9 protein-coding genes are annotated in these 10,219 nt (G+C 40.8%); 3 read left to right on the top strand and 6 right to left on the bottom strand.

Annotation, left to right across the window (positions count from 1 at the left end):
- Nucleotides 1-124 precede the first annotated feature (124 nt).
- The 6 genes from ACFX4I_RS23900 to ACFX4I_RS23875 all read right to left on the bottom strand — a co-directional run bounded on the left by ACFX4I_RS23900 (nucleotide 125) and on the right by ACFX4I_RS23875 (nucleotide 5,638).
- Nucleotides 125-724 (bottom strand): nitroreductase family protein, encoded by a 600-nt coding sequence (locus ACFX4I_RS23900; protein WP_230303955.1) that lies wholly within the window; start codon nucleotides 722-724, stop codon nucleotides 125-127.
- Between the two features lie 110 nt (nucleotides 725-834).
- The gene (locus ACFX4I_RS23895; RefSeq protein ID WP_377423526.1) at nucleotides 835-1,812 is read right to left on the bottom strand and encodes a ring-cleaving dioxygenase; all 978 of its coding nucleotides are present in this window, start codon (nucleotides 1,810-1,812) and stop codon (nucleotides 835-837) included.
- A 465-nt stretch (nucleotides 1,813-2,277) separates the two neighbouring features.
- Nucleotides 2,278-3,201 carry a DMT family transporter gene (locus tag ACFX4I_RS23890; RefSeq protein ID WP_377423523.1) on the bottom strand — a complete coding sequence of 308 codons (924 nt, stop codon included), beginning with the start codon at nucleotides 3,199-3,201 and terminating at the stop codon, nucleotides 2,278-2,280.
- A gap of 248 nt (nucleotides 3,202-3,449) precedes the next feature.
- Complete coding sequence (locus tag ACFX4I_RS23885) at nucleotides 3,450-3,596, bottom strand: 2-oxo acid dehydrogenase subunit E2 (RefSeq protein WP_377423521.1); 147 nt, start codon at nucleotides 3,594-3,596, stop codon at nucleotides 3,450-3,452.
- Nucleotides 3,597-3,646: 50 nt separating this feature from the next.
- Complete coding sequence (locus tag ACFX4I_RS23880; protein WP_377423518.1) at nucleotides 3,647-4,630, bottom strand: alpha-ketoacid dehydrogenase subunit beta; 984 nt, start codon at nucleotides 4,628-4,630, stop codon at nucleotides 3,647-3,649.
- A 12-nt stretch (nucleotides 4,631-4,642) separates the two neighbouring features.
- The gene (locus tag ACFX4I_RS23875) at nucleotides 4,643-5,638 is read right to left on the bottom strand and encodes a thiamine pyrophosphate-dependent dehydrogenase E1 component subunit alpha (RefSeq protein WP_377423515.1); all 996 of its coding nucleotides are present in this window, start codon (nucleotides 5,636-5,638) and stop codon (nucleotides 4,643-4,645) included.
- Nucleotides 5,639-6,120: 482 nt separating this feature from the next.
- On the opposite strand from ACFX4I_RS23875, the gene ACFX4I_RS23870 reads away from it, so the two are divergent.
- Genes ACFX4I_RS23870 through ACFX4I_RS23860 form a run of 3 tightly spaced genes read left to right on the top strand, consistent with a single transcriptional unit; the run spans nucleotide 6,121 to nucleotide 10,177 of the window.
- Nucleotides 6,121-6,600: a MarR family winged helix-turn-helix transcriptional regulator gene (locus tag ACFX4I_RS23870; RefSeq protein ID WP_377423512.1), complete on the top strand. Its 480-nt coding sequence runs from the start codon at nucleotides 6,121-6,123 to the stop codon at nucleotides 6,598-6,600.
- Nucleotides 6,597-8,321 (top strand): ABC transporter ATP-binding protein, encoded by a 1,725-nt coding sequence (locus ACFX4I_RS23865; protein WP_377423509.1) that lies wholly within the window; start codon nucleotides 6,597-6,599, stop codon nucleotides 8,319-8,321. Before ACFX4I_RS23870 ends, ACFX4I_RS23865 begins: the two co-directional genes overlap by 4 nt.
- Nucleotides 8,318-10,177, top strand: coding sequence for an ABC transporter ATP-binding protein (locus ACFX4I_RS23860; RefSeq protein WP_377423507.1), 1,860 nt, complete (start codon nucleotides 8,318-8,320; stop codon nucleotides 10,175-10,177). Before ACFX4I_RS23865 ends, ACFX4I_RS23860 begins: the two co-directional genes overlap by 4 nt.
- Nucleotides 10,178-10,219 lie beyond the last annotated feature (42 nt).

Below are 10,219 nucleotides of genomic sequence, written 5' to 3'. Positions count from 1 at the left end.
AGGCGAAAATTCAAAGGGAATTTCAAAAGGGTTTCAGAATTTTTTAATTCCGAACCCCTTTTGTCTACAAACTGAAGAGCCAATTAGAATTGGCTCTCGACAAAGTTACTCTTATCAGTACTCTTTATTTATAAAATTTTATACGATCCTCAAGCGGTTTGAATTCTTTATCACCCGGTTGAGCTGTTGGATTTCCAAATGGCATTTGCGCAATCAATTTCCAGTTACTTGGAACATCCCATTCTTTTTTCACTTCATCATCAATTAGAGGATTATAATGCTGTAAAGTTGCTCCCAATCCTTCTGCTTCAAGTGCAGTCCAAACAACTAATTGATGCATGCCTGATGTTTGTTGTGACCAGATTGGGAAGTTATCGGCATAAGTTGCAAATTGTTCTTGAAGTGATTTCACAACAGATTCATCTTCAAAGAATAAAACTGACCCATATCCCGCTTTAAAGGAATCCATTTTTTGTTGAGTACCAGAGAAATCTCTATCTCCAACCGCTTTCCTTAAAGCCTGCGTCGTAATATCCCATAATTTATCATGGGCCGAGCCTGTCAAAACAATAAGGCGGGAAGATTGGGAATTAAAAGCCGATGGCGTGTGTTTTACCGCAAATTCAACAATTTCTTTAATTTTCTCATCCGATACTTGGACTTCTTTATTGATTCCATAATATGATCGTCTCTCTTTAATCGCCGTGTAAAAATCTTTTGTCATGATTCATTCCTCCAGAGCATTTTTTCTATTTCAAATGATTATTCCATTTTTTATTTCTACCTGTTTTAGTGTGGGCATAAACCAATATATCATTCGCTAAAGGTTGTCAATTATTCTTTAATGAATTCCTTGGTGCTTCTTACTGTATCAATGGGACGGACCAACTTTTCGATTTGATCCCTTTTCGGTTCCAAGAACGGTGGTAAAGATAACTTTTCCCCAAGCGTTTCATACGGCTCATCCCCCATAAATCCAGGACCATCCGTGGCAAACTCGAATAATATTTGCGGCGCCACTCGTACGTAAAGCGACTCAAAAAAGTGACGATCAACATAACCGGACGTATGAAATTGGAAGCTTTCCATTCGTTTGATCCATTCTTCCAGAACGGAACGGTCTTCAACACGGAAGGCTGTATGGTGAACAGTCCCAAAACCCTGCCTTGCCTGAGGAAGGATCGAATTATGCTCGACAATCACTTGTGCACCATTCCCACCCTCCCCTACTTCAAATAGGTGAAAAGATCCTTCCTTGTCTATTTCTTTGAATAATAGAACTTTTTCCATCATTTCTTTAAAGTAATCGAAGTTGGCGATCCGAATGAAAATTGGTCCTAATCCTGTAATGGCATATTCCAGGGGAATCGGTCCTTTTTCCCAAGGAATCCCCGCTGCAACCCCTTCATTGTTTTCATCGGAAATCAATTGATACTGCTGATCATCAAAATCCACAAATGAAATGATCTTTTTACCAAATTGCTCCTGGATTCCTGTATTCCTTACTTCTAAACGGTCGAACCGCTTAACCCAATACTTCAATGCGGCATCATTCGGTACACGGAAGGATGTTTTTGAAATCTCATTAGTCCCATGCACTCCTTTAGGAATACCAGGAAAATCAAAGAATGTCATGTCAGTACCTGGACCGCCAACATCATCGGCAAAAAACAGGTGATAGGTTTGGATATCATCTTGGTTAACTGTTTTCTTGACTAAACGCATACCTAATATATTTGTAAAAAATTCATAGTTCTTTTCTGCACTACTTGTTATGGCCGTTACATGGTGTATACCTTTTAATCCATTCATAAATTAATCCTCCCATTAAAACGATTCAATTTTTGGATGTTCAACATTTGTATTAATCCCCTATATTTTCCTTTCAAAAGAGTGGCTATTCATTAAAGGGGTTGGATAAGGTTTTACATAATTTTTATTATCTTTAATTAATATATCTTTACTTAAAGATAATTTATCATGAATAAATTTTACTGTCAACAACATTATCTCAAATTAATATATCTCAAATTCAAAACACCTCCTAAAAAAACTCTATCAATTTTCATTTAGTTCTAAATATCTTTCGAAAGAATAATGGAAACAGAATATCCTTTCTAAAGCAAATGCCATTCCGAATATGGGTTACTGTCTATAGCTATAAGTCGCGGCAAAGACGATCAATCACTTGTTTTGCAAAATTGAATCAGGATTTCAAACGAAAGCCCCCCACGTAAAAACAAAACCTTTACGTGAGGGCTATTTCGTTTCGGTTTCTTATTTTACATGACGCAATTCGCCTTGTTTTCCGGATGAAGAATTAGCACCATCTTTTTCTTTTGACTTCTTAGAAGAAAGATAAACCCCTGCGAAAATAATCAGCAGGCCAATAATTACATTAGGATTAATCGCTTCTCCAAGCAGGACATAGCCCCAAACCATTGCGCTTGCAGGAATAAGGTATGTAACCGTTGCGGCTAACTCTGGGCTGCCATTTTTATTGATGTAGAAATAGATCAGCTGGCCGAGCCCAGAGCCAAAGCACCCAAGACCGACTATGGAGAAAATCGTTAGCGGGTCCATCAACATCACTGGCTTAATCGGCCCTGTTATCAGCATCCCGATCAAACCGATAATGGCACCCGTGAGCAGCGTAAACGTAGTAATGACCAATATGCTGGTACTGGAAAGAAATCTTTTCGTATATTGGCCGGCAAAACCATAACAGGTGGACGCAAGCAACATTGTCCCAATCCCGATGAATTCCTTGCCGAAAAGCTGACCGACTTGAAAATCCATCAATACTAGAATTCCGAAAAAACCGATAAGAATGCCCATCCATTGTCGGGCGGTTAAAACATAAGAAAAAATGATAAATCCGATGATCCCCGTCCAGATCGGGGTGGTTGCATTAAGAATCGATGCCGTGCTGCTGTTAACCTCTGTTTCACTTAAAGCTATTAACCCCCATGCTAATCCGCAATTGAAGATTCCGACAACAACCAGTGCTTTCCATGGTAATTTCCAGTTGATTTCACTGCGCTTCCACCATAAAATGGGAAGCAGAACCACAGCACCCGCCAAACAGCGGAGAAACACAATCCCCCAAATGCCCGCTGGCGGGAGCAGCCACTTCATGAAAACAAACGATAAACCCCATATCAAACTAAGGCCGATTAAAGCCCCGTATAATCGAAGCATGATATTCCCCCTCCCTACTTTCTTATTATGACAAACATTGTTATGGATTTCATATTAAATCTTGCTATTTAAGATGAACTTGAAATTTATTTTCTGCCAAATTCTTTATAGAATAAACAAAACCTTTTAAAGGCAGGATAAAAATGCCACAGATTTCAAATCAACTGAATGATTTGGAAGAATATTCGAAGTTGTAGGTAAAACCATCAGTGAAATTGCCAAAACGATTAAACAAACTGAACCAAACGTTAGCATCTATTAATTGTAAATGTACCTTTCAGCATATTTTCAGATTTCAACTTAACTGTTCGTACTTTTTGGCCAAGTTCACGGACATCCTTGGCGATTTCCTTAATTGGTTTTTCATCGGCATGATCAATTACTTGAACAAACAAAGCATCCCCCTAGATGGAGGATGCTTTGTTTGTACTATTTTAAGGTTCGTTCAATAGGCAACAAGGTCCCTCAGTGCCTTTTCCACTTTTTCAGGATTCACCATGAAGGATTTCTCCAATGATGGTGAATATGGCATCGCTGGGACATCAGGGCCCGCGAGTCTCATGATTGGGGCATCGAGATCGAAGAGGCAGTTTTCTGCAATGATCGCCGATACTTCACTAATGATGCTTCCTTCCTTATTATCTTCAGTAACCAATAGGACTTTTCCTGTTTTAGATGCAGCTTCCATAATGGCTTCTTGATCTAATGGATAAACGGTTCGTAAATCAAGTATATGAACGGATATGCCATCACTGGCCAGCCTTTCAGCTGCCTGTAGCGCAAAATGAACACAAAGGCCGTAAGTAATCACTGTAACGTCCTCGCCTTCACGTTTTACATCCGCTTTACCAATCGGTAAAACATAATCATCATTCGGCACTTCTTCTTTAAGAAGGCGATAGGCACGTTTATGTTCAAAGAAAAGGACTGGATCTTCATCGCGAATGGCTGCTTTCAATAACCCTTTCACGTCGTAGGGTGTAGAGGGCATGACAATTTTAAGTCCCGGTTGATTGGCAAAAATGGCTTCAACGGATTGTGAATGGTATAACGCCCCATGTACACCCCCGCCGTATGGAGCTCTGATGACGATAGGGCAATGCCAGTCATTATTGGAGCGATAACGGATTTTTGCAGCTTCCGAAATGATTTGATTGATTGCGGGCATGATAAAATCAGCGAATTGCATTTCCGCAATCGGCCTCATTCCATACATGGCCGCGCCGATGCCAACTCCTGCGATTGCGGATTCAGCAAGCGGTGTATCAATGACACGCTGTTCCCCGAATTGTTCGTATAACCCTGAAGTTGCTTTAAACACTCCGCCTTTTACCCCTACGTCCTCACCTAATACAAATACACGGGGATCACGTTCCATTTCTTCCCGCATCGCCATTATCACGGCATCTATATAAGATATCACTGCCATCTTCTTTCCTCCTTACTTACCTGCGTAAACGTAATTTGAGAGCGTGTCTTCATTTGCAAATGGAGCATTTTCCGCATAATCCGTCGCTTCGTTCACAACTTCCATTATTTCCTCGTTCATTTGTTTCTCCATTTGATCATCCATAATTCCTGCTTCTTTTAAATAGGTACCGAAAGTGATGATCGAATCTATTTTTTTTGCCTCCGACACTTCATCAGGCGACCTGTATTGACTATCATCATCATCGCTTGAGTGTGGTGTAAGCCTGTATGAAACCGTTTCGATTAAGCTTGGTCCTTCACCACGCCTGCCTCTCTCGGCCGCTTCTTTCACCACCCGGTATACCTCGATCGGGTCATTTCCATCAACCGTCACCCCTGGCATGCCATAACCTATGGCCCGGTCCGACACTTTCACGCAAGCCAATTGCTTTTCAATCGGTACGGAAATAGCATACTGATTATTCTCGCACATCAAGATAACCGGAAGTTTATGTACACCTGCGAAATTCGCTCCTTCATGGAAATCACCTTGGTTTGATGAACCCTCTCCGAATGTAACGAATGAAACAATATCTTTTCCTTCCATCTTTGCAGCGAGTGCAATCCCCACTGCATGTGGAACTTGAGTGGTAACTGGCGAAGATCCCGTCACGATGCGATTCTTTTTTTGCCCAAAATGCCCAGGCATTTGACGCCCGCCCGAATTTGGATCTTCTGCTTTTGCAAAACTGGATAACATTAAATCCCTTGCGGTCATCCCAAAGGCAAGCACCACACCGAGATCCCGGTAATAAGGAAGGACATAATCCGTTTCACGATTCAATGCAAATGCAGCTCCCACTTGAGCTGCTTCCTGCCCTTGACAAGAAACGACAAAAGGAATTTTCCCAGATCTGTTCAACAGCCACATCCGTTCATCTATACGTCTTGCCAATAACATTATTCTATACATCTCAAGCACCTGCTCATCACTTAGACCTGCCTGTAGATGACGGTTTTCAACCATATGTCATCATCCCTCCTAATAATTAAAACATTTTTCTGTTAAAACAAACTTTAAATCCGGTTATTTATCTAAGGAAGAAAAATCTCGTTTATGTATGCATGCTTGCCATATAACACCCTCAAATGCGTTATCATCTAGTATTATTACCTGGTACTAACTCAATGCAATATTATCCTACCACTTTTTATCTCAAATTTCCAACTAATTTCACTCTGTTAAAAGGACATTTTTATGTCTATTGAATCAAGCACATGAAAAAGTGGGTGTTTTCACGCGAAAACAATGATGAATTGACTAGACAATTCAGTTTTTTATGGAGGAACAACGCTAATTTTTTATTTACGACCAAGGTTTAGATAAACATCGAAATTATGTGATCGTTTTTTGTTGACTAAGCGGAAAAATAGCTGTAAATTAAAATGATTCATAAAATTAAATGTTCGAAATGGAACAGTTCAAAACAGAAAGAATGGTGATGTTGAGTGGAGAATGAAAAACAATTAATGCGTTCCGGACAACTATTACGTTCATTTTGGAACGTGCAGAAAAATATAATGCGGTTCGTTCAAAAGACAGCCGCAGAAAATGGATTAACAGTTCCTCAATATTCCATTTTGATGACCATTACCCTTTACAAAGAGACCACTCAAAAAAATGTCGGGGAGAAAACATTTCTTCCAAAAAGCACCTTGAGCCAAGCGGTCGATGGTCTCGTTCGGGCAGGCATGCTCCATCGTGAGCATGTGGAGGGCAACCGGCGTGAGATTCAGTTGTCAATCACCGATCAGGGGAAAAATTTATTAAAAACGATTCATTTTCACGAAGGAAGCATTCACCAAGTCTTTCAAACGGCCATTGAAATGCTTTCCGAAGAACAGTTTGAAGAGTTGCTAAAAACGCATCTTCAAATTACAAACTTTTTAGAAGCACAAGCTACCGAACAGGGAGAGTGTTCAAAATGATAAAAATACTGAAAAATTTATCCGTTTATAAGTGGATTATTTCAGCAGTTATCGGTCTGGTTTTTATTCAATCCATGTCGGACCTCTTTTTGCCTACACTAATGGCTGATATTATTGACAAAGGCGTCGTTCGAGGAGACACTCCATACATTTGGAAAATCGGTGGTTTGATGCTGTTGGTTTCCGCACTTGGCGCTTGTGCATCCATAATAGCAAGCTACTATTCGTCCAAAGCGTCAATGGGAATGGGACGCGATCTCCGCCTGAGAGTCTTTAATCATGTTGAAAAATTTTCGTTACAAGAATTTGATGAAGTCGGTACGGCGTCATTGATTACACGGACGACCAATGATATAACGCAAGTCCAGCAAGTGGTTATCATGATGCTTCGTATGGTTATCAGTGCACCTATCATGTTAATCGGCGGAGTGATTATGGCTGTATCCATGGATGCAAAATTATCCCTTGTCATTGTTGTCACAATGCCTTTATTGATTGGCTCGATCTTGCTTATTCTATATAAAGGTGTACCGCTCTTTCAAACGGTGCAAAAACGATTAGACCGGTTGAACCTTGTATTACGAGAAAATTTAACTGGTATTCGCGTCATTCGAGCCTTCAATCGTGAAACACAAGAGAAAAAACGTCTAAAGAAAGCGAATAAAGAATTGACGGATGTCTCGATCAAAGTCAATAAAATCATGGCCTTCATGATGCCTGTAATGATGCTTGTAATGAACTTGACGGTTGTTGGCATCATTTGGTTTGGTGGAATTCGTATTGATAACGGCGGTATGCAGATCGGCGACTTAATGGCATTTATCCAATATGTTATGCAAATTATGTTCGCTCTCGTTATGGCATCCATGATGTTCGTTATGGTTCCACGAGCGGCCGTGTCGGCAACAAGGATAAACGAAGTCCTTGACATGAAACCTTCATTCCTGGATGAGGGGACAGAAAAGGCAGATCGTGAACACGGTACACTTGAATTTGAACATGTGACGTTCAGTTACCCAGGAGCAGAAGAACCTGCATTAACGGATATTAGTTTTTCTGCAAGTCCTGGTGAAATCACCGCAATAATCGGTGGAACAGGCTCAGGGAAAACAACGCTCGTCAATTTGATCCCTCGCTTCTATGAAATTTCAAGTGGAACGATTCGCGTCAATGGTGTTGATATTCGTAAGTCATCACAAGATGAAGTTCGTTCAAAAATTGGCTTTGTACCACAAAAGGCCGTCCTCTTTACAGGTACAATCGCTGAAAACATTCGCTTTGGAAAACAAACAGCCACACAAGATGAGGTTGAGCATGCTGCTCGGATTGCGCAAGCGGAAGATTTTATCAGTAACATGAAAGACGGCTATCAGGCAGAAATCGAACAAGGCGGTTCAAACCTATCAGGCGGGCAAAAACAACGGCTTTCGATTGCACGGGCACTCATTCGGAAACCCGATATTTATATATTCGATGATAGTTTTTCTGCTCTTGACTTCAAGACGGATGCCAACCTTCGCGCAGCCTTGAAAGATGAAACGAAAAATTCGACGGTACTACTCGTTGCCCAGCGTGTCAGTACGGTGGTTGACGCTGATCGAATCATTGTGTTAGACGAAGGACACATTGTAGGTATGGGAACACACCAAGAGTTGCTAAGTACAAACGACATATACCGTGAAATCGCCTTATCACAGCTCACAGAGGAGGAAATTGCATGAGTAATCAAAAAAAACCTCAAAGCGGCGGTCAGGTTGGGCATGGTCCTGGTGGCGGTAACATGATGATGATGGGTCAAAAAGCAAAAGATTTTAAAGGAACACTAAGACGTCTTTTGACCTATTTAAAACCTCGGAGCAACAAATTGATTGCCGTGCTCTTTGCTGCAATCATGAGTACGATTTTTATGATTGTCGGACCAAAAATCATGGGAACGGCAATTACGGAATTATTCGAAGGAGCATACGGGAAATTCCAAGGAATACCAGGAGCAGCCATTAACTTTGATAAAATTGGCCATATCCTTCTACTCCTTGCTGGACTGTATGCCTTAAGCAGCCTTTTCAACTATGTACAACAATACATTATGTCAAGTGTTGCACAAGACACGGTATATGATCTTCGAGAAGATGTTAACGAAAAGCTCGAGAAACTTCCACTCAAATATTTTGAAGGACGTCCAAACGGAGAAACACTTAGCCGAATGACAAATGATATTGATACAATCGGGAGCACCCTTCAGCAAAGCTTAACACAGTTTATCACATCAATCGTAACGATTTTGGGGATTATCATCATGATGCTTTCCATTAGCCCGTTATTGACATTAATCTCGATAGTCAGCTTACCTTTATCAATATTTGCAATCCGGCCTATTTTGAAAAAATCCCAAAAGTACTTTGCCGATCAACAACGTAAACTTGGACAATTAAATGGGCATATTGAAGAGATGTATACCGGCCATCAAGTCGTTAAAGCATTCGGACATGAAAAAAAGGCAAGTGCCCAGTTTACTGCGGTTAATGAAGAATTGTATAAAGCGGGAAGCAGAGCACAGTTTATATCAGGTGTCATCATGCCCCTGATGTTCTTTATCGGAAATTTGAGCTATGTCCTCATCAGTGTTGTCGGCGGAATATTGGTAACGCAACGTTCGATTACAATTGGTGATATTCAAGCATTCATCACTTATTCAAAGCAGTTCACCCAGCCGATCACACAAACGGCTAACATCGCAAACATTATTCAGTCGACGGTTGCAGCAGCTGAGCGTGTTTTTGAACTACTTGATGAAGAAGAGGAAATGAAAGAACAAACCACAGCTAATATAAAAAGGGCAAATGGTGCTGTCTCTTTCGAACATGTGGACTTTGGATATGGGGAAGAAATGTTAATTAAAGATATGAACATCGATGTCTTGTCTGGACAGACGGTCGCAATCGTTGGACCGACTGGTGCTGGAAAAACGACCATGATAAATCTCTTGATGAGATTTTATGAACTCAATGGCGGAAAGATTAATATTGATGGTCTTGATACACGGAGTATGTCCCGGAGTGATCTTCGAAAGAACTTTGGGATGGTGCTTCAAGATACCTGGCTCTTTAATGGCACGATTAAAGAAAATATCGCTTATGGAAAAAATGGAGCAACTGATGAAGAAATTTTTGCAGCTGCTCGTACGGCACATGCCGACCATTTCATTCGGACACTGCCAGATGGTTATGAGACAGTCTTAAACGAAGAAGCTTCGAACATCTCACAAGGCCAAAAGCAGCTTTTGACAATCGCCCGAGCTGTTCTAGCAGATCCACCAATCATGATATTGGATGAAGCGACGTCTAGTGTGGACACTCGGACCGAAGTCTTTATCCAAAAAGCCATGAACCGACTGATGGAAGGAAGAACTAGCTTTGTCATTGCCCATCGTCTCTCAACGATTAAGGATGCAGATTTGATTCTTGTTATGGATCAAGGAAAAGTGATAGAGAAGGGAACGCATTCTGACCTTTTAAGGGTGAATGGTTTCTACGCAGATCTTTACAATAGTCAGTTTACTGAAAATGCAGCTGGATAATAAGAAAGAGGCTCAATTTCCAATCGGAATCGAGCCTCTCTT

This window comes from Peribacillus sp. YIM B13472 (genome assembly GCF_042788005.1).
Taxonomy (GTDB): Bacteria; Bacillota; Bacilli; order Bacillales; family DSM-1321; genus Peribacillus; species Peribacillus simplex_E.
This window is presented reverse-complemented; position numbering and strand designations above follow the sequence as displayed.

Coding starts and splice junctions, on each gene's coding strand:
- ACFX4I_RS23865 (WP_377423509.1), top strand. CDS start 6,597: ATGATAAAAATACTGAAAAATTTATCCGTTTATAAGTGGATTATTTCA.
- ACFX4I_RS23875 (WP_377423515.1), bottom strand. CDS start 5,638: ATGGTTGAAAACCGTCATCTACAGGCAGGTCTAAGTGATGAGCAGGTG.
- ACFX4I_RS23895 (WP_377423526.1), bottom strand. CDS start 1,812: ATGAATGGATTAAAAGGTATACACCATGTAACGGCCATAACAAGTAGT.
- ACFX4I_RS23880 (WP_377423518.1), bottom strand. CDS start 4,630: ATGGCAGTGATATCTTATATAGATGCCGTGATAATGGCGATGCGGGAA.
- ACFX4I_RS23860 (WP_377423507.1), top strand. CDS start 8,318: ATGAGTAATCAAAAAAAACCTCAAAGCGGCGGTCAGGTTGGGCATGGT.
- ACFX4I_RS23890 (WP_377423523.1), bottom strand. CDS start 3,201: ATGCTTCGATTATACGGGGCTTTAATCGGCCTTAGTTTGATATGGGGT.
- ACFX4I_RS23900 (WP_230303955.1), bottom strand. CDS start 724: ATGACAAAAGATTTTTACACGGCGATTAAAGAGAGACGATCATATTAT.